This window comes from Candidatus Zixiibacteriota bacterium (genome assembly GCA_019038695.1).
Taxonomy (GTDB): domain Bacteria; phylum Zixibacteria; class MSB-5A5; order GN15; family FEB-12; genus B120-G9.
The window spans coordinates 1-20,485 of the sequence record JAHOYZ010000016.1; the positions used below are offsets into that span (position 1 = coordinate 1).

Annotated in this window: 18 protein-coding genes; 8 read left to right on the forward strand and 10 right to left on the reverse strand. The window is 49.5% G+C overall.

All coding sequences use genetic code 11. From position 1 onward, the window contains the following. Window positions 1-55: 55 nt before the first annotated feature. The 4 genes from KOO62_06805 to KOO62_06820 form a co-directional block, all read right to left on the reverse strand. Window positions 56-1,531 carry a hypothetical protein gene (locus KOO62_06805; protein ID MBU8933701.1) on the reverse strand — a complete coding sequence of 492 codons (1,476 nt, stop codon included), beginning with the start codon at window positions 1,529-1,531 and terminating at the stop codon, window positions 56-58. Window positions 1,532-1,590: 59 nt separating this feature from the next. Then, window positions 1,591-2,325: a 5'-methylthioadenosine/adenosylhomocysteine nucleosidase gene (locus KOO62_06810; GenBank protein MBU8933702.1), complete on the reverse strand. Its 735-nt coding sequence runs from the start codon at window positions 2,323-2,325 to the stop codon at window positions 1,591-1,593. Window positions 2,326-2,389: 64 nt separating this feature from the next. Further along, window positions 2,390-3,148, reverse strand: coding sequence for a class I SAM-dependent methyltransferase (locus tag KOO62_06815; GenBank protein MBU8933703.1), 759 nt, complete (start codon window positions 3,146-3,148; stop codon window positions 2,390-2,392). Window positions 3,149-3,419: 271 nt separating this feature from the next. Beyond that, the gene (locus KOO62_06820; protein MBU8933704.1) at window positions 3,420-3,860 is read right to left on the reverse strand and encodes a hypothetical protein; all 441 of its coding nucleotides are present in this window, start codon (window positions 3,858-3,860) and stop codon (window positions 3,420-3,422) included. A gap of 261 nt (window positions 3,861-4,121) precedes the next feature. On the opposite strand from KOO62_06820, the gene KOO62_06825 reads away from it, so the two are divergent. Further along, the gene (locus tag KOO62_06825) at window positions 4,122-5,345 is read left to right on the forward strand and encodes a dicarboxylate/amino acid:cation symporter (protein ID MBU8933705.1); all 1,224 of its coding nucleotides are present in this window, start codon (window positions 4,122-4,124) and stop codon (window positions 5,343-5,345) included. Between the two features lie 92 nt (window positions 5,346-5,437). Here KOO62_06825 and KOO62_06830 read toward each other — a convergent pair whose 3' ends face one another. Both KOO62_06830 and KOO62_06835 read right to left on the reverse strand, forming a co-directional pair. Beyond that, entirely contained in the window at window positions 5,438-8,839 is a 3,402-nt protein-coding gene (locus tag KOO62_06830; protein MBU8933706.1) for a dockerin type I repeat-containing protein, read from the reverse strand. A gap of 232 nt (window positions 8,840-9,071) precedes the next feature. Then, a complete protein-coding gene (locus tag KOO62_06835; GenBank protein MBU8933707.1) occupies window positions 9,072-10,445 on the reverse strand; it encodes an MATE family efflux transporter in 1,374 nt (457 codons plus the stop codon). A 317-nt stretch (window positions 10,446-10,762) separates the two neighbouring features. On the opposite strand from KOO62_06835, the gene KOO62_06840 reads away from it, so the two are divergent. Continuing rightward, window positions 10,763-10,999 carry an IPTL-CTERM sorting domain-containing protein gene (locus KOO62_06840; protein ID MBU8933708.1) on the forward strand — a complete coding sequence of 79 codons (237 nt, stop codon included), beginning with the start codon at window positions 10,763-10,765 and terminating at the stop codon, window positions 10,997-10,999. Between the two features lie 198 nt (window positions 11,000-11,197). On the opposite strand, the gene KOO62_06845 is transcribed toward KOO62_06840, so the two are convergent. Both KOO62_06845 and xrtH read right to left on the reverse strand, forming a co-directional pair. Continuing rightward, on the reverse strand, window positions 11,198-11,785 hold the full coding sequence (locus KOO62_06845) for a hypothetical protein (protein ID MBU8933709.1): 588 nt from the start codon (window positions 11,783-11,785) through the stop codon (window positions 11,198-11,200). 10 nt (window positions 11,786-11,795) lie between these two features. After that, a complete protein-coding gene (xrtH, locus tag KOO62_06850) occupies window positions 11,796-12,314 on the reverse strand; it encodes an exosortase H (GenBank protein ID MBU8933710.1) in 519 nt (172 codons plus the stop codon). 350 nt (window positions 12,315-12,664) lie between these two features. Here xrtH and KOO62_06855 point away from each other — a divergent pair, with 350 nt between their 5' ends. The 6 genes from KOO62_06855 to KOO62_06880 all read left to right on the forward strand — a co-directional run bounded on the left by KOO62_06855 (window position 12,665) and on the right by KOO62_06880 (window position 18,978). Continuing rightward, window positions 12,665-13,078 carry a hypothetical protein gene (locus KOO62_06855; GenBank protein MBU8933711.1) on the forward strand — a complete coding sequence of 138 codons (414 nt, stop codon included), beginning with the start codon at window positions 12,665-12,667 and terminating at the stop codon, window positions 13,076-13,078. A gap of 25 nt (window positions 13,079-13,103) precedes the next feature. Further along, window positions 13,104-14,282, forward strand: a complete 1,179-nt coding sequence (locus KOO62_06860; GenBank protein ID MBU8933712.1) for a hypothetical protein — start codon at window positions 13,104-13,106, stop codon at window positions 14,280-14,282. A 156-nt stretch (window positions 14,283-14,438) separates the two neighbouring features. Continuing rightward, on the forward strand, window positions 14,439-14,981 hold the full coding sequence (locus tag KOO62_06865) for a hypothetical protein (protein MBU8933713.1): 543 nt from the start codon (window positions 14,439-14,441) through the stop codon (window positions 14,979-14,981). A gap of 105 nt (window positions 14,982-15,086) precedes the next feature. Next, window positions 15,087-15,818, forward strand: coding sequence for a hypothetical protein (locus tag KOO62_06870; GenBank protein MBU8933714.1), 732 nt, complete (start codon window positions 15,087-15,089; stop codon window positions 15,816-15,818). Window positions 15,819-16,016: 198 nt separating this feature from the next. Beyond that, the gene (locus KOO62_06875) at window positions 16,017-17,876 is read left to right on the forward strand and encodes a PKD domain-containing protein (protein ID MBU8933715.1); all 1,860 of its coding nucleotides are present in this window, start codon (window positions 16,017-16,019) and stop codon (window positions 17,874-17,876) included. A 145-nt stretch (window positions 17,877-18,021) separates the two neighbouring features. Further along, a complete protein-coding gene (locus KOO62_06880; GenBank protein ID MBU8933716.1) occupies window positions 18,022-18,978 on the forward strand; it encodes a Gfo/Idh/MocA family oxidoreductase in 957 nt (318 codons plus the stop codon). Window positions 18,979-19,162: 184 nt separating this feature from the next. Here the strand turns inward: KOO62_06880 and KOO62_06885 are convergent, their stop codons facing one another. Both KOO62_06885 and KOO62_06890 read right to left on the reverse strand, forming a co-directional pair. After that, window positions 19,163-19,666, reverse strand: coding sequence for a hypothetical protein (locus KOO62_06885; GenBank protein MBU8933717.1), 504 nt, complete (start codon window positions 19,664-19,666; stop codon window positions 19,163-19,165). A 117-nt stretch (window positions 19,667-19,783) separates the two neighbouring features. Beyond that, window positions 19,784-20,383 (reverse strand): hypothetical protein, encoded by a 600-nt coding sequence (locus KOO62_06890; GenBank protein MBU8933718.1) that lies wholly within the window; start codon window positions 20,381-20,383, stop codon window positions 19,784-19,786. Between the last annotated feature and the right edge of the window lie 102 nt (window positions 20,384-20,485).

Below are 20,485 nucleotides of genomic sequence, written 5' to 3' on the forward strand. Positions count from 1 at the left end.
GGTTTTCGGGCGGTCTGCATACAGGCAGCCTTTTTTTAATGCTGGTGAGACTATATTACTGAATCGATTTTTTCAAGTAGAGAACAACCCCGGACAAAAAGATCAGCACAACTACCGCCAGGGCCAAATGCACCACCGGAGCCACCACTATGCTTTGCTGCACCAGATACGGCATCGTTCTTAGAATAGTATTAGCCAGAGCCATAAGACCAAATACGATCATGAGCCGACGCTGTCCACCACCGGTTGCGTGACCAATCAGAGCACCAGTGGTGGTGTGGAAGGCAATCATAGCAAAGCGCTCCAACAAACCCCACGAGAAAAGGTCAGTCGTCGGCAACAGGCTGGCCAGATAGATGGCCTCGGCCAACCCAAGCCCACATCCAAGACCTGCCCCGATCATCACTCGCATTCTGACCGACACTTCGCGCACACGAGAAAAAAGTAGAGTACCCTGAGTCTTTATCCCTTCCTGGATGAGCCCAGCCGGTAGCATCCCCAGCAGAAGCCATAAGTACCCCGGCGGTCGATTCGATGTTTCTGCACGGTGGAAAAATGAGAGAAGAAATTCCTGAATCGGAATCTGCACCCAGGCAATAATCACAACTGAAGCCAATCCTACGAAAGCCGCATACGCCAGCAACTTTCGGCGAATGTCGCCTCCTACAATCAACAGAACAGCCACAATGGCCGCGAAAATGTAGACCAGATAATGAGGCAATAGAGCAATGAATTTGCCCAGAGTGAACGAAGATTTGGCTGCCTGGGATGGTGGCTGCAGCTGTACCACATCGAGATAAACTCTCATTTTTTGAGTGGGTACATATAGTTTGAGCAGGCGGCGGTCCCTGTTGATGAACAATTCCTGGGCCTGTGGTTCCGTCAGACGCACAACAAAGACCGAGTCAAGCAAATTGCTGTGCAGTCGTTGCCAGGAGAAATTGATCACTTCCCCCTTGAGACGAGCCATAAGCCCACTCTGGGGAACGAAGATGCTGTCGTCGATCTGATCGCCGACTTGCAGATTGCGCATGGCAAAATAGAGTTCGTACTGGTCTATGAAATAATTTTCGATAGCCATAGTCTGATTCGCAACAGCGTACGATAGATCGATCTTCTCGCCGCCACGAGAGTGATACCCCTCGACAAAGTCGCCATCACGCTCCAGAACAAATCGCTCGGTCTGATCACCAACGACAATCTCAAGATCATCTCCGAGATAGTTGCCCTTGTCACCAACAAAATGTTCTCCCTGAACATCGATTATACGTGGCGATCCCACACAGTTGTAATCCAGATGTAAGTGTTCGCGCAAAACGAAACCGGGTGTGCCGTCAACGCTGACTTTCCGCACTACCTGTGAACGCAATTGACCGAGCGTCGAATCCTGCAACAAGAAAGACCAGATACGCATTTCACCTATTGGTCGATAGGCTTCAAAAGATGAGACAGAATCAGTTGATTCTTCAGATACAGCAATGCCACAAAAAAGTAGAACCGCCAGCAGAGATGAGATAAGAATACGTATCATAGCGATGAGATAATAACGAAAACAGCTCCTATGTCAATCAAAACACATCGGTTATTCAGTTATGCGGATACAGATTGCGTTTTCTTGTCAGCCGACATCAACTTAAGCATGTTGGTTGTAAGCTTACAAGTCAGCTCTGAAGCCTGATCAAGGAACATGATAAATTCACCGGCCGCACCATCGCCGGCACCATCGGAAATGACCCTAATAATAACAAATGGCACCTTGTTCATAGCGCATACCTGACCGATAGCGCCCCCTTCCATTTCGGTAGCCACCGCTCCGAATTCGCGCTGAAGCCATTTGATCCGTTCCGGATCCGAAACAAACGAATCACCGGTAGCAATAGTCCCCACCACCAATTGATTGCCGGTTTCCTCCCCCGCTCCGATCTCCTCGTAAGCATCGGTAGCCAGCCGCACCAATTTCGGGTTTGCTTCAAGTTGACGGTTCATATCAGGAATCTCGCCATGCCTGCGACCAAATGCAGTCAGGTCAATATCATGCTGCGTGACATAGTTCGAGACCACCACATCACCCCGTTTCAGATAGGGCACTAGTGACCCGGCCAGGCCGGTGAATATCACAGCATCAACCCCGAAACGATCGATAAGGAGTTGAGAGGCTACCGCCGCATTGACTTTACCAACTCCGCAGCGCAGAAGAACTATTTCCTGATCCGACAGAGTACCAAAATAAAACGTCAGTCCCGCCTGGGTCACTGTCTCGGTAACCTCTGCCTTGCCCTTGATAAGTAGTAGTTCTTCTTCGAGTGCGCTGAGTATTCCAATCATTGCCCCATTACCTCAACTGTTTCCGGTTCATTATCAATAATGTCGGACACCAGCGCGAAAAACATCAGTCGGCCGCCATAGCTGTAATGACCAGATCGCGTCCCTTACGGGAGAATCGCTTGTCTAAATAGAGATTGGCAAACTTTTTCGATTTTACAAACCCGGCATCCTTGATACAACGGAGCATCTGCTCGGGAGTATAGTTATCGAACTGATGACGAAACACCTCAAACTTCGGCGGGGTTTGATTGAAATCGGCACGAGAGACATAAACAAACAGACTGCGCCCTTTTCGTTCGGAGAATCGTTCGTAGACGATACCATCGTTCTCGGTTGCCTTGATTGTCATAAGCGTATCAGCAGTTATGGCCGAGTAATTCAGCATCTGAAGCACTAGATGTCCCCCGGAACGTAAAATAGCCCGGAAATTTATCATTACCTTACGCAGATCAGACAAATTCGCCACGCCACTGATCGAATTGGCCAGACAAACCACCAGGTCAAATTGCCGGTACATTCGTTTTGGTAAACGCTCGAAACTACCGTACTGGAAATCAAGAGAAAGGTTGGTATCGCTACGTGTCTCTTGAGCTTGTTTTATCATCGATCGCGAACGATCCAAACCAACCGTCTCAACTCCCTGTCGAGCAAACAGCAGCGCCGTCAGACCGGTCGCACAACCAGCATCAAGAACCTTCTGCGGTTTGAAGCGCTCGATGATAGACTTGACTTCCCTGGTATGATATGCTTCCCGTTGAGCTGCGTTGGTGATAAGATCATATTCATGCGCATAGACTTCGAATACTGATTTCTGTTTTTTCATGGTGGCAACATACCTATATTTACCGACAAGATCAAGCCGTTCGGCTGTGCGTGATGATGTTAAATTACTGGCTTGAGTAAAATCGATCTGCTGGGTTGAGGATGTTGTCTCTGATTGATTTTGTTTTCAAATTAGTCGAGTATAATCACCAGAATTGTATGCCCTGGTAGTGGATAGCAGTGGAATTTAATTCAAATTACGGGATTTCCAATAGGACAAAAAAAGGGCGGGTCAAAAACCCGCCGACAGAGACTATGCAGCAAATCATCGTTCACTTAATGCCACTTATGAAAATCCTCTGGCTCTCACTGTTGTGCTTGCTACTATCCGGATCAACGGCGCCGACGATCCACAACATTCCCTTCTCTTCCCAATCAGCCTCGGTTGAACTATCAATATATCGCTCCCACTCGTAAATGCCAGTTTCTTTGGCAATACCAACAAACTGCATTTTGATCTTCGGGTCGGCCAGGATGACCACTGATCTGACCATACCGCCTTCTCTTGCGAGCGTCTGGCCTACCTTCATCTGGTCCTGAGCGAACTTGGACAACGTTTTAAGATCTCGCATATCGACAAAAACCATGTAATCAGACTTGATGCTATCGACAACTACCCTAAACTCCCGAACCCAGTTAGCCATCTCCTCACCGGGGATAGTTCCTCCGAAAGTCAAATGAATCCCATATTCGGTTTTCTCAATTGCGTACATAAGCACCTTTATATTACAGGTCTTAGCCTTTCTTCATATTTTATCGGCCGTTTCGGTCAGAACTTAGGTCTCTCAGGTATTTTTGTTTTTCCAAGAAAATACCATATTTACCTGCATAAGTGGAAACTCGGTCCTATGGCGGTACCGGATAACCCGATAAAACTCTACAACTATTGCGGGGCGGATTATAGTTGTAGCCACAATTGCCCGGTGCTATACTGTTGGTCATTGAGGTAAACAACCCGAGTCAGGAGCAGACAAATGGACCGAAAGACAGGTAATATCATCCTGGTCGGTATGATCGCCGGAGCAGTTCTTGGCCTCATGGGCGGGCTGTGGCTGGGTGATTTCATGCTGAGTATCAAGTTCCTCGGCACGATGTTTCTCAACGCGTTGAAAATGGTGGTCGTCCCCTTGGTTGTGGCATCTATAATCATCGGTGTGACGAGTCTGGGTGACATCCGGAAGTTAGGAAGAACCGCCGGAAAGACTATGGCGTATTATCTAGCCACGACCGGTTTCTCGGTGCTGGTCGGGATAATCCTGGTAAATCTGATCCGCCCCGGCGACGACGTACCGCCTATCGGAGCGGCAGTCCCGGAGTTCGTTGCAATGAAAGGCACGGGGACCATAGTCGACGTTATAGTCGGTCTGGTTCCTGACAACATCTTTGGCGCCGCGGCCACAGGCCAGATTCTTCCGCTGATTGTGTTCTCCCTCCTGTTTGGCGGTGTTCTGACTGTCATTGGAGACAAAGGAAAACCAGTCATAGCCTTTTTTGAAGGTATCAACGCCGCGATAATGAAGATCGTCTTGCTTATCATATATTTCGCCCCGATCGGCATTCTTGCTCTGATCGGCGGGATCGTCGCTGAAAACCGCGAGTCGGTGGACAAGTTGATCACCGCCCTGGGGCTATATTCCCTCACAGTCATCATCGGCCTCCTGATTCACGCCACAATAACTCTGCCGACAATTCTGAGATTATTCGGCAGGAGAAACCCGTTCGGCTATTTTCTGAATATGGGCCAGGCTCTGGCTACCGCCTTCACCACCGCCTCGTCTTCGGCAACTCTGCCGGTGACAATTGAGTCGGTCGAGCAGAAAAACAAGGTCGACGAAAGGGCAGCGTCGTTTGTGCTGCCCCTGGGAGCGACGATCAATATGGATGGTACCGCCCTCTATGAAGCGGTGGCGGCCTTGTTTATCGCGCAGATTTATGGTATCGACCTCTCAATCGGTGCACAGATTATCATATTCTTCACCGCCACACTGGCCTCGGTTGGCGCGGCCGCTATCCCCGAAGCCGGGCTTGTCATGATGAGTCTGGTACTCACGGCGGTTGGTTTGCCGCTGGAAGGCATCGGCATCATCCTTGCCATCGACTGGTTCCTGGATCGCTGCCGGACGACTGTCAATGTCTGGGGTGATTCGGTTGGCGCAGCCGTGATAGCCAACACGAAGGAGTTCAAGAACCAACGCTAACGGAAACCTCACAAAAGCTCTGTGATTAGATAAAGAAGGTGACCTTTGCAGGTCACCTTCTTTCACTTAAACACTATAGAAAACGTATAAGATCATTCCACCGGGGCAGGACCACCAAGATACAGGAAGCTCACCATATATGTGATGTCCGCCACACCGCATGTGCCGTCGCCATCAAGATCACAAGCCTCCTCATGTCCTGCTGGCTCTGGACCGCCAAGAAATATGAACGTCACCAGGTAGACAAGATCAGCTATGTCAACCTGCCCGTCACCGTTAATATCCCCCGGTATCTTTCCCGCCATTGTTAAGGTAACGATTGTCGAGAAGGAAGATCGGTCACTAAAGAAGCCGGCCAGGGGAAATAAATACTGAGAAGTACCATAGAACGGACCCAACCGCTCGATGAACTCCGTCACCGAGAAGTCAAACCGAACTACCTCACCGTCAAATCCGGGATATCCACCCAGCAACTCCCAGCCCATCGGCTCCATATCACCGTCTAATCGGACGCTGGACATTTCAATATCTGACGCATTGTATCCGTCGCTGAAGTTACCCAGGTAGATCGATAGAATCATCGTATCAATGTCATGAGCATAATACGCCCATAGGGTATCCGGCTCTGTGATGACCATTGGTGGATCAAGCAGCATCGCATCTATCAGCGCCCGTGCTCCTTCCAATTCCATGTACCACAGATGAAATCCGAATAGATACGTATCGGAGTTTTCTTTCAGCGTACGGACACCAACGGGCTGACCCGCGTTCATTGATGACACCCCCGAAATCGGCTCAAAGAGATGGGTCGTGACACCTGTTTCATTGACGCCAATAACCGACACCGACGGCGGCGAGTCGTCGGTTGGCCAAAGGCCGTTCATTAAATCGCTGAAGCGATTCGTGCCCGCATCAAAGGCGACAGGCGGTAAACCGGGACCGAGTGGTTGAGCACTTGAGAAGGCAAAGATCGAGTCGACCATCGGAAGACTGTTATGGTAGAAGTAAGCCCCACCAACGAAAAAGATCGAATCGATACCGAAGAAACGCTGAAGAAACTTGGGCTCTGCAGCGTGGTACCCCGGATTATCCGAAAAATTAAGGCCAAGGATTGCCGGAAAAGAACCGAAATAGGATAGCTTGCCACCAGAGAGTATGTACTTGGTGTACCCGGCGGTGGCGAGTTCATAAGTCGAGTTGATTGCCTTACCCCGAATGTCATCATCAACAATCACCAGACGATACCGGGTGAAGTCGTGCCAATCAACATAGCCAATTCCATAATAGGAAGCGGAGGAATCTGACCAATCGTAAATGTCGTAGTCGTAGCCCTGTAGGACTTCATCATAGAATGCCACTACAGAATCGTAATTCATTGTATGGGGACCCCCAGCAATCGAATGGGTCACAATGAGAATATCCTGCGTACGAGGTTCAACCCTGACAGCACTGACATCAATCGAGAACTCGGACTCAAAACCGTATTCATCGACCGCCGTGACAACATACACCCTGTCCTCCTGGACATCATAATCAGTGAATGTCATCTTTGAAGGAGTAACCGTAGCATAAGGTTCCATTGCATAGTAGTAATAGGTCTTGCCATCAATGAAAAAGCTGTCCATCGGTGGAATCGTTGCAGCGTGAAATCCCTCGTCGTAGAATGAATGGTATTTCCTGGCAGCCGCCAGGGAACTATCAAACCGATAGACATTATAGTGGTCGATAGTCGCTCCCTCTGGCGTCGACCAGTTCAACACAACCGGCTGACCTTCTTCGTAGAACGAATACTCGATCTCAAATTGAGGAGCAAAGGTGGGGTCAGTGAGCTTGACGAATACCGGGTCACAGACTTCCCCTGTTCCTTTCGCTGCCTCGTGAGCGACATTAACAAAATATATCTTTTGTGGCTCCAGGTTGTCGAAAGTGTAACTGGTTTGGTCTGAATTAAGGTAGGCGACCTGGTTAAGTTCGCTGGGACGTAACCACGGTGCCGGTACTCCGGGATACGGCAGGGAGTCCGGCGGTACTTCGCTGAGATAGACACGGTTGCCGTAGATGTTGTCAAAGCACCATGGATCCCACTGCACAACTACTTCGTCAACATCTTCGTATACAGCCCTCAGCCCGATTGGTGGCAAAGAGGCATCAAGCAGAACTCCAGCCAGCGAATCGGATAAATCGCCGTTCGTTATCAGACTGCTCAAATCCAACCCGGCAAGGTATGTCTCGGGATTGTCCGGGAGGTTGTCGATGTTATCTGGATCTGAGTGGACGTCGGATGATGTGAACGTGGCATACAGAAGTCGATGACTTTGACCTGGTGCCAAATCGAATGGTCCCAACGACATTAGAAAACGGGTGTCATAACCATCGGTGAAGTCCGTAACCAGGAATTGATTCGGATAGAGCCACGTCGGGTCCGAAGGCTCAATAGAAGCCGTCATTACCTGATCATAATCCCATTCCGGGTGGCTCAGGATATAGTACTTGTTATCATCACGATCCGGAGTGCCAAATCCACCGGTACCAAAGTCCCGAAAGGGATCAGTCGGTGTGCCCTTCAGACGAGGACCAAAATCAAGAGGTGGTGTACCGTTGCTCAGCCACCAATTGAAATTCGTATCAACAGCATCAAACGTACTCGCCAGGAATTTGAATCCAAACGCTCGCGGCACCGGCAGAATCTCCGGATCGGGAGAGGCAAGGTCACCATCATTGTCAATAGTATAGGCAATCCCCTCACTTCGGAGCGTACCGGTGATGTCATCAGAATACCCACTAAAGCCGCTGCATTCATAGCAGACATCGCAATCCATATAGAAACCGACATACCCGTCATGTATCTCCTCATCGCCGGTATTGGTCAGGATCAGATCATAGATAACCGTGCGGTTCTCCGGTTCCGTTCGCCATATATGACTGCGATTGACCATGCGTATATTTAAGGGTATATGTGGACGGCTACCATCTTCGTAGTCAACTCCACCTAACTCGACAGACGTGTCCGAGAATTCGGCCCGCATTGAATAATCTGTAGGATAGCTCACTTTTGTAACAGCTGGCTGATTTCCGTCAGGATACATCTCGTTGATCGAAATCCAACCATCCATGGCTGTGGAAACCAACGTGTCATCGCCAACTATACCACCAACCCATATGGCACCGGCAAAAAGATATTCAGCTCCGTTGTCCGGCGGTGCTTCAAACCAACCGGTTGGCCAACCCGACCAATTCGGATATAGTCCGAATCCCCCGCCGAAACCTCCATAGCAGTCAAACCGTGTGACAATCTCCCCTGTCTGCTGTACGCCGTAGTACATCGGCCAATTGACCGGCGGATCGACAATCAAATCAGGGGACGCCAATACCTGCCCCAACGTCGAGCGATCAAAACTGGTGGAATTTAAATCAATCTCTGCGCGTGCATCTACCTGCACCCCCATCATCAGCCCTAAGGCCAAAACTACCGTAACCAACCGTAAGGTCCGCATGGCTCTCCTCCGTCGTAAAGATTTTCCTGCCCTAGATATTGACGCCTGTAAAATACTTCACCAGACGTCCCCTCGCAAAACATTTTCTGTCGTTGCTTTATACTTTCGTTGCTCAAGCTATCTAATGTGACGGCCAAAGATCAGGAACGTGTAAAGGAAATTTAGATAGTCCTACGAAAATGTTCAAGTTGATCTCGCCACAATAAGATATTCAAAAAAGTCGCGATGCGACCTATACTTTTATTTCCAGCCAACGGCCCCGACGGTAATAGATGTAGAATCCGATTGACGAAATAACACCTGACCCGGCCAGAACCCACCAGATAGCCATTTGATCCAATCCGCCCATCTGGGTCAGAAGCAGAATTGGCAGGACCTGAAGCCCCCAACCATGGATGACGGAGACGATCATAGTAGGCGTGTTCAGCCCGACCCCCATGTGGATTTCCTCAAGCATGATGAACACCCCAAAGAATGGGAATGAAAAAGCAAATGCCTGCAATATGGCTACACCATGGGCGATCGTATTCGGATTATCAAAGAAAAGTCCCATATAATATTCACAGGTGAAGTAAACAAGCACCCCGAATGCGGTCATTATGCTAATCGCCAGCAGAAGCGACTGATCGCCGGTTTTCTTGGCACGGTCGATTTTGTTGGCACCAAGATTGTGGCCGATTAGCGATGACAATCCAAGCCCGATCCCTACCAACAACATGATACCAAACCCGAAGACTTGCATCGCAACCCCGTAGGCAGCCACAACCGAAGTACCAAAGGCTGCCACTAACGGAGTAATGACCAAACGGGACCCTGAAAACGACATACTCCCCAACCATGCTGGAATACCAATTTTAATAATTTTCCACATCGACACAAGTGACATGGTCTCTTTGCCAACCAGATGCAGTCGGACATTTGCACGACCTCCGTAAAACATTACAAGGCCGATCAAGAAGGTAATGCTGTAGCTCAGAACAGAAGCATACGCAGCGCCAACAATACCCCAGGCTGGCAGACCACACCAACCAAAGATAAAAAACGGGTCGAGAATAAGATTGAGAATATTGGAACCAATCATCAGAAACATCGCCATCTGTGGATTTGCCACTCCACGCATAGCTGTGAAAATCGTATAGGTTGCATACATGACAGACAGCCCGAGGAACATCACTCGTCCATAGCTGATCCCCTGGGTCAGAGCCTCTCCTTCAGCCCCCACGAGAATTAACATATACTCGATACAGAAGAAACCAACAATCCCAAAAACGGCTCCGAAGAACAGCTTCAGCACGATGCATTCTTTGATGGCTTTCTCGGCGGCATCATATGCTTTCTCTCCATAGCGTCGGGAGATGATCGCCACCGAACCCGGACCAACGAGTTGGTTGAAGGCAAAGAAGAACCAGAGTATGTTGCTGAAAAACGTAATGGCTGCGACGCCCGCTTCTTTGCCCGGCAATTGCGCCACCCAGTAGGTATCGACCATCGCATAGATATGTTGCGCCAGGAATCCGAACATCGATGGCAGGCCCATCTTCAGGATGGACCCGATTATCGATCCTTCGGTATAATCGACGTGTTGTTTTTCCGGCTGCTTACTCATCGTTTTCTCTCCGGCCCGTGTGAGCCACAAGGTACATCATCCTGAGTACGGATCAAAGCGCGTTTTGTGTCGCAATTAAGTGGGAGATATCACTAATGTCTTGACAATTCCGGCTTGTTGGGTATAGTTATAGTGTAAGCAGATTTCACATCCTTGATAAGACATCCAGAATGATGGTTTATAGGTAATCCGGTAGCTTTTGGTCATACCATAAGTTCGGTACAACCACCAGATCCTGTCACAGGCTACCGGTAATCGAAAAATGATAGAATGTTATAGCAGGAAACACTCTAACCCGATACTCGGAGGAGGACGTTATGAAAAGAATAAGTTTGGTGGCGCTGTTATTGTGCCTGGCTCTCGTGCTGGCTAGCTCATCCGCGCTAGCGGTCGACGAACCGCCGGCGAAGGAACAGGCTGCCCAGCAGGCAACAGAAAGTGAGACGATTCCCACTCTTGGCGAGTGGGCTTTGATCATTTTCAGCGTTCTCCTGGTTGGCTATATGGCCTACACGGTAGTACGACGCAGGACAGGCATTGACTACAGCGCCTGATCTGTCGAGCAAGTAGTCGACAGATGGCAGTCCCCATCTGTCTGGGCGGGTGAGAAAATCACCCGCCCTTTCTTTTTGATGATCGGAGAATTACTCCTACAAGAATTCGACTACAGTGCCTATCGACTTCAATTCTTGAGCCCATTCGACGAAACATAGGCATGTTGTTCGGATGGCAGACTGAACGAAATCTCCCCATCAGGCGTTTCGCTTAAAATATTCCCGGTGCCACTGGTAATAGAAATAGAGTGCGGCCCAGATTGCGACCGGAATAATCTGTCCGTCGAGACGGGCCAATGTACGCTCTGTATAAAAGAGTCCCTTGCGCCAAAATGTCGGATACACGGTCTCCCCGTGCCGTTGAATATGTTGTCCGTAATAATTGAAAACGGTTATTACTTCCCGTAGTACGTGTATACAAAATATGGCCGCTAAACCCCAAGCCAGTATCTTCAGACGTACCTGCAGCTTGGTTCTGGGAACCGCCATTATCAGGGCGATGAGAAAAACTGTATTGAAAGTTAGATTGCGGTAGTTATACAACCAGGGTTTGCCGTCTGGAGTGGGGGCGTATCTCAGGATAATATTGTGATTTTTCGTATCCATCGAATGCGTGAAGCCATTGGTGTCCAAAAGCAAGACTATCTTCTCGGCACAGAAGGTAGTAACGGCGTTGGTTACCGGTACGGATACAGTCCAGATAATGAAGGCTAGTGTGAAGAAGATGACGAAGCGAATTACAAATTGCCAGCGCCCTCCCAGTCGGGTCAGTGACGGCAGTTGCAAACTCTTCTTCTTACTTCGACGGCTTGATCTTCCGCGACCAGAAGTCCCAGACAAAGATCGCCCAGACGATGATGATCGGCTGCCAGACATAGACATGTGCCTCATGAAAAACGTCGGGATAGTGCTCCCCCAAATAGAACAGGCTGATCACCCGCACCAGATTCAGGCCGAATATGGCGGCCACACCCAGCAGAAGGCCCAGTGCTTTCTCTCGCCAACTCGAAGGATAGGCCAGGATTCCGGAGATCAGTATGGCTGTAGCGTAAATACCATTGCAGCCGTCAACCACGTTAATAGCATACGAGGATGTCGACAGATAATTTTCGACTACCCAGGAAGACGCTCCAAAGATGTTCATCAGCAGACTGGCTGAATGGGTCACAAACGAAGTCCACGGCGCTACAACGTGATTATGCACAGCCTGAACGTTAAGCGCGATAACAAAACCCAGGAGAATGGCTCCAAAAACCAGGTATAGACGCAACAATACCCGCAGCACCTGTTTGTCAATTCCACGCTTCCTGGCCATCGGGAAGTTCCTCCATTCTGCTTCTTACGGAATAACCAACCCATTCACAAAGCCCTGTCGGGTTGATCACAGTGAGATCAATATAATAACCGGGCATCCACCGATCAAGCTCAAACCTTGTAGAAGTAATTCCATTCAGAGTCACCAACCTGCAACGTCAAGACTATCCACAACTTAACAAATAGGCATAAAAAATATCCACAAAGTCCAAATCGAATTCAAAAAGTCCTTGGTAAATAGTCAACAACGGTCTATCTTATGTACTTAAAGGATAGGACACCGGTATAAGGTGTTCTATGAGTGCCGCCTGTATACTTACCCGACGGCCACAGACCACAGGAGAACTTGATTTGAGACTCTGGTCAGTGCTAATAGTTGCTATTATGGTGATAGTTCCGGTTGCCCTCTCGGCCGAAGAACTTTCCGACGCTACGTCAGCATCTAAAGTATGCTTCGTCGATCTTGACGGAGACGGTCTCGATGACAACATTCGCGACTTTGATGGTGACGGTATTCCGGATTTTGAAAATCCTGTAGGAACTCCTAGTATCCCATCCGGCGGATCGGGTATTTTTGCTATAATGGAACCGCCCACTCCGGTAGTTGCTACAAAGGGTTCTGATGAGTTTGGGGACAGAAAATTCTGTACGCGGTGGCTGGCCTCGAATAGAGGTGGGTTTTCATCAGGCGATGGCTTTGGTCCGGGAGCCGGAATAGGCTCGGCGGCCATGGGCAAAGTCTGTATTGGAGGAGTCTGTTTCTAACTCTGGGATTATGGAATAGCAAACTATGTATCGACGTCTTTGGCTCTACTTGCTTCTTGTTGTTCTGTGTGGATCGGTTTCCGCAGATGTTAATCTCAATGTTGGCTTCAACCGGGGCTACGATGACAATTTATTCAAAGACTCAACCGACCAGATAGCACCTTATAGCAAGGCCAATGCCTCTGTAAGTTACGATCCTTTTTCGTTTCTCCAGTTGAAAGGGCACCAGGAATTGACCTACTATGGTCGATTCCATGACCTTAGTAATACTCTCTGGGGTCTGAACAGCGTCTGGCTCCCCACTCGTGCCAATACCACTCTGTCAGCCTTCATTCAAGCTGGATGGGATATGCGCACCTACGGCGTCTCGTTGGAGGGTTACAACAGCACGACGATTGAAGTCAAAGCCGCTGCTGGCTACCAGTTCAAGGAGAACGTCAATTATCGTATGGGTGTGAAGGTCAAAGCCAACAGATATCCCTCTGACAGTACTGATTCTGACAATACACAATTGGAGTTCTTCTCAGGCATCAACATGACTTTCCTCGGTTCCAACTCCCTTGACATTGAAGCCGGCTGGGGAAATTCCGATTACAAATTCGTTGATGCTCTAATCTATCCTGAGATGCCTGAGTTTCCTTCTGGGGCACCGGTTGACGCTGACTCTGTACTCACCGACGGTGATTTCAATTCCGTGTATATCTCCCCCAGATTCTCTCGCCCGGTAGGTTCAAAAACCGGCATAAGTCTCATCTACCAGTACCGACACTTTCAGCTTAGCGACAACGCTGTTGTCCTGGGTTCTTCTATTCCCTTCCTTTCACCCTGGAATGCGTTCTATGATGGATCGTCCGTACAATTGCGTGTGAAGACACATCTTGTACCGCGCCTGATCATTTCAGCAGGTGCTGGATACTGGGACAAAACGTACCTCAGAACGGTAGAACTCTATGAATTGCTGATGTATCCCGATATCCCTGAGATCACATATTGGGAGACACGATACGGGCGTCTTGACGAAGCTCTCCGGCGCGAAGACTGGCAATCTAAGCTATATGTTGAAATTCAACGGCCGATAAAGATAGATAATGGCTTCATGGCAGATTTCTCTGCCTCGGTCCAGTATGAAGACAACCGCTCGTCGATCGACAGATACGATTATACGTGCTGGACGATTCTATGCGGAGTGTCGTTCAAACGCTGATTGCGATCCCGGTTGCTGCCGGAACAGAGATACTCCGATGGTCTTTATCGGCCAACAGAAAAGGATAAGAGATTCAATGCGCAAATCGTGCGCTATACGTGAATTATGGTTTGACAATGCTAAATAATCTAATCACATACTCATGAGGTACTTATCATGAACGCTTGCAAATGTACTCAGAGGACGCTCCTCGGACTGCTGGTCGCTTTGCTGTTGCTGCCTACTCTCGCTTTGAGTGGCACACCAGACCCAACTCCGGTAGAACGTCCTCTCAACTATGAGTTCGTCATGCCGCAGCAATCTGCAAAGTCAGATCCTGGTGACTACACAGGTTTCATACGCCTGTATGTCGTGGAGCCAGAATCACGTTTTACGACATACGGCACTAAATACCAGAATGGCTTTCTGAACCTGCCGATCGATTCTTCTATTACACTTTCTGATGGTAGTCGTCATTATAGGCGCTATATCTGGAATCACAACTTAGGTGGGATTCAATCCGATAATATCGCGGTCATCTCCACAATTGTGAATGACGACCCGTACACCGCCTACGCAAAACCTCCATCATCCAACCCGTTCGTGGCACTCTACGTCGATGCCACAGCCTATGCCGCTGCCGGAGAGACCGACAGCAACAAGACGACTGAAGGCTTCACGCATACTGTGTTCGTCGAGGAATATACACGAGATGGCTGACCATCTTGCGGTCCAGCCAGGTACTGGCTGAATAAAATCAAGACAGCAGGAACTCACAATTTTCAATTTGCTGCGATGGTCATGTCCTTTGGGGTTAATAACACTGTGGCCAACACCGAAGCTAGTAATCGCGGCTGGGACGAGTTTAATAACTATTGGACTCCTACCCTGTACGGCGACGGTGGCGATTCCCTTCTCTTCAATGAAGTCGATGAATATGAAGATTGGATTTCTTACTGCGGCTCGCGCGAAGTTGCCGATGTCGGTATCGTTCTTCACACAACATGGTTGGGTGGCGGTGATTTGCAAATCGACGTTGCATTTGCTCACGGTACCCCGACTAACACCGTCACTGCGCCATCGAAGCCGGACGGACCGGCAGAAATGCTGATTGACACCGTCGGGGAATATACTGTCACCGGCATCGATGCCGAAGATGACTCTCTCTGGTATATGTGGAACTGGGGTGATGGCGAACACAGTGATTGGCTTGGCCCCTACGCCAGTGGCGAATCGTGCGTCCAGTCGCATTCCTATGATGAGATCGGCAATTATGATATTACCGTTGTGAGCAAGGACTACTTCCACGAAGCAGCTCCATCAACAGCCACATCGGTTAACATTATATGCTGTATTGAACGCGGTAATGTCGATTACTTAGGCGATATTAATATCGGTGACTTGACTTACCTCGTAAATTTCATGTTCACTGGTGGAGAAGCTCCTCCGTGCCTTGAGGTGGGCAATGTAGATGCCATTGGCGATATCAATATCGGTGACTTGACTTACCTTGTGAATTTCATGTTCACTGGAGGTGTAGCACCCCCACCATGTTGATACGATTGAGTTTGTGTGAGTAGTTTATGACAGATTCTGGCCTTGCTCGTTCCTTAATGTAAGAAGTGAGCTCTTGTGCCAAATGTATATGCTACGTATATTGAAAATGTTAGTGCCAACCGCGTGTATTGCGGAACACGCGATATTAATTGGATAGCCATCAGCCAGAGAGTAATGATGCATTACAGGAGAAAGACCATGGACACGAAAGACAGACCGCTCGGATCAAAACTGAAATCGTGGGCCATACTCCCTGCACTGATTCTGAGTTCATACTTCTTGTCGATCAACATTTTTGCTGCCGAGGAACTGAATCCTTCTGACACGACTGGAGGCGGATGTTTCACGCAGGTGTTCTATGATCTAAACCACGCCCATATGAAGGACGGCGAGGCCTGCAATCCGATGGGACCGTGCGACGATCCCGGATTACGTAATCAGTGGATTCCCGACGAAACTACCTCATTAAACATCATTCAGCTGTACTTTCACGTATTCCAACGGGATGACGGCTCAGATCCTGCCGCAACGGTATCATCTGTTCAGACAGCAGTTGATGACATCAATGCACATTACCTTCCTGTCCGTATCCAATTTGAATATGAAGTCCGCTTCATCAATTCCACCGAGTTCCGATATCTGACTTCCAATGGCGAGTTCGCCACCATGAAAAACCTGTATGCTTTAGCTCCGGACTCACAACTAAATATCTATGTTGCCTCCGTGAATGTCGACGGATCTGTCTTCTCCTACGGAACCTTCCCGTGGGACGGTTCAGCCTTGACTAATTACGGTGGCATAGTTATGAACCAGAGCCAGTTCCCTCCGTGGGGACGCACGACTCTGACACATGAAATCGGACACAATCTCGGCCTGTGGCACACACACCACGGCGTGGACGAAGTTAGTCAGTGCGGTTCTTGCTGGGAGAGCCCAGGAGCTGCCGGACGCGATTATACTGGTGACTTCTGCTCTGACACAGATCCAACCCCCACCAATTACGGCTGTAGTGGCCCTGGCGGAGATTGTCCCTGCTCAGGCGACGCTTGGGGCGAAACTGACTGGCAGAACCACATGGGATATGGCGGTTGCCGCACCGAGTTCTCCAATCAGCAGTGGGGCCGCATAAATTGTTGGTTGGATAATGTTCTGACGGGTTGGCTCAGCAATGTTCGTATACAAGCTGACACCGTTTTCGGCAAAGTTCCCTTGCCGGTTCAGTTCACCGGAATTACTCCTAAAAGTGTCCTGACCTGGGATTGGACTTTCGGCGACGGAGACGGATCAAGTGAAGAGGCTCCCTTTCACAACTATGATCAGCCAGGCTCTTTCGACGTCTCAACGACGATAGAAACCGATGATGGCATGTACGAGACCAGCCGCCATGATTATATTTCGGTCTACGCCGACACCATCATCTGTCCGACGGTCAATGGTACGCCTGGCCAGCAGGTTAGAGTAGATGTGTATGCGCGCAACTATCTAGCGCTTCGGTCGGTGACAATTCCAGTCAGTTGGGCAGGACCATATAACCTTGACTACGATTCTGCCTCGATTGCCGGTCTTCGAACGGAAGACGCCGAAGTATTCGAGACGTCTCATTTCGATCCCTGGGCAAATCGAGCCACATATCTAATAAGATCATCTCAGGACGGATCCCTGGCAGGTATGGCGGCCGATACCGGCGCTATTATGAGCCTGTTCTTCACTATTCCCAGCGGTGCCTCCGGAGGTCCCAACCCTATTGATATTTCCGGCTACAGCAGCGGCTCCACCAACTACGTTCCAGGATTCTGGGCTAGTGCCGGAAGCTATGACCCGGAGACTATCTCGGGAGCAGTGGATTTCTGTTCAGAGGGTGATATTGACAACAATGGCGAGGGACCCGTCATTGGAGATCTTACGTACCTCGTCAGTTACCTGTTCACCGGTGGCCCTCCCCCTCCGATTCCAGGGGCTGCCAATGTGGATGGTTTTGGTGGCGACGAACCCAATATTGCCGACTTGACCTATCTCGTGGCACACCTGTTCACAGGAGGACCGCCGCCTGTCTGTTAGTGAAGCGAAGCCCCGTGCCAACTTCATCAAACAGCCCGATCTTAATGAGAAATCGCTTTGCTTCCGGTGTGGAAATTTGTTTATTCCAACCGTCCGGAAAGACAACTTGCGTTATGAACGGAACAACTGGAACTGAGGATAGTCGATGTCGCACAACTTCGCTCTGACTGGTGTTTCGGGCTATGTAGCCCCCAGACATCTGAAGGCAATCAAAGATACTGGTAACGTGCTCGTGGCCGCTGTGGATCCCCACGATGCTGCTGGAATTCTTGACCGTCATTTTGACCAGGTCGAGTTTTTCACCGAGTTTGAACGCTTTGACAGACATATCGAACTGCTGCGTCGCCAGGGTAAAGAGCATGCCATTGACTATGTGAGCGTATGCTCCCCCAACTATCTTCATGATGCCCACTCTCGGTTCGCTCTACGGATAGGAGCCGATGCCATTTGCGAAAAACCGTTGGTTCTCAGCCCGTGGAATCTGGACGCTCTCGCTGACGCAGAAAAAGAATATGGCAAACGTGTCTTTACTATCCTTCAGCTCCGTGTACATCCAGCCCTGATAGCTTTGCGCGAAAAACTAAAAGCTCTGCCGGACGATACCAAACATGATGTCCGTCTGACATATATCACCTCACGCGGTCCGTGGTATCTCACTTCCTGGAAAGGACAGATTGAGCGTTCGGGCGGATTGACCACGAATATCGGTATTCATTTCTTTGATCTCCTGATGTGGTTTTTCGGTTCGGTTAAGAAATCCGAAGTCCATCTGGCTACGCCTACTCACACCGGTGGATTCCTCGAACTTGACAACGCTCGCGTACAGTGGTTCTTGTCTACCGACAAGAACGATCTGCCCGATGACATCAAAGCGAACGGCCAAACAACTTATCGCTCGATAACGATTGACGGCGACGAAGTTGAGTTCTCCGGCGGCTTCACAGATTTGCATACGGTGGTTTATCAGGAAACTTTGGCTGGCCGTGGATTCGGCCTTGATCACGCCCGCCCCTCCGTTGAATTAGTGCATAACATCCGTGAGGCGGAAATCATGGGCGTCACCGACAGCTCCCACCCGTTTTTGTCTCGGCTGAAGAAGTAGGGTCTCTTAAACTTAGGTTCTCCCCTCGCTCGGTGCCCCACAGCTTGCTGTGGGTTCTGCCCAATGGAAATGGCTTTGTTTGGTAATCAGCGTTTTGCGTTTTCCGCGTAACCTCTTGTCATTATTTGCGCAAGGCGAGTTTTCTTATAGTTTCAAGCGGTGAAATCGTAGTGAATTTGACATCTCATATTCCCCTCGCCCGGCGGCACTTGCGGCGAGATTTTTGGCGTCGGTCAAGCTGGGTCAAGGCTCGGTGTAACCGATGTTCGATGGCTGTTTCGTATCGAGTGATTTTGTAGACATCGGAATCGTTCGGCAACGCCAGGGTGTCATTATAGGCGTTGTCGTCCTCTCGGCCACAACGATCCTGAAGCTGCTGAATCTCACCCGCCTCTACTCGAATCGCCCGTTGTTGTCGCCAGTAACAAACCGCAATCTCTTCGACGAGCATTTCTTCGATCAGGCCTTCCGGACGCAATTCCTCGCGAAACGCACCCAAGAGATTGTCAAAGGCAGCCTGAGTCTCGTGGTTGTTGCGTGACGGTGCGACGATTGTCCTGGCGAGCAGCCCGTGTTTGAGGGCGTTGAACCGAACGCATTGTTTTCCTTCGTCGGTTTTGGGACCGGTGGAAAATTGGGCGTTACGTCGATTCGCCTCGATTTGTTTTTGACTGACATTCCCGTTCACATTCCTCCTCTGTTTGTAGTAGCCCCCGTTATGGTATTCAGGGGTGAGTTTGTAAGGAAAGTGTTGCATTCCCACCCGACGCCTTCGGCTCTGAGTGGGGTACCGAGTGGTTCAGACTTAGCCCTTTGACTCGGAATCAGGCCCCCACACCTTGCCTGAGAACTCAGGATGAATTGAAAGGAGACCGCATTTCCACTCGGACTTGGTTTTTATAAACGCCACAATACTTCCAACCTTGAAAGTCTGACCCCTCAATAGCTGCGCAAACCTACGAAGATCAAACCCCATCTCCTCCCTTATATCAAAAACTACACAGAGTTTGGGCGAATCCCCATACCTCTCTACTTTTGAACGCATAAACTTGAAGAAATCGTCGGTGCTGGGATGCTGGCGCCGCATATATCTCTTAATCTGAAGCCTCATCTCTCTTTCTGGTTCGCGTGTGTCAATCATAACAGTGTCGAAATCCTCATCATCAATAGTTGCCACACCGTTCAATAGACTTCTCAAAGTGAGATCATCGCGGCCCTCCAACGAGGGAAAGCCTATAGCATGTTCGCTACCGGTTTGCCATTGAAGAAATCTAGCCACAACCCAAGTAATGAATAGTTCATGATTCTTGGTCTCCTTTTGGCGTTCTTCTGGTAAGCTCTGAAGTACCTCGAATACACTATCGAGCTTGAAGTAGTAGCCCCACCAACCTTGCAATGAGTCCATCAATTCCTCCATCCGCGCCAAGTTACCCTTCACGCCGCTTTTACACAATATGTCCCGCCCAGCGCATATGTGTCCATCACTTTCTTTGTAATGTGGTCACTG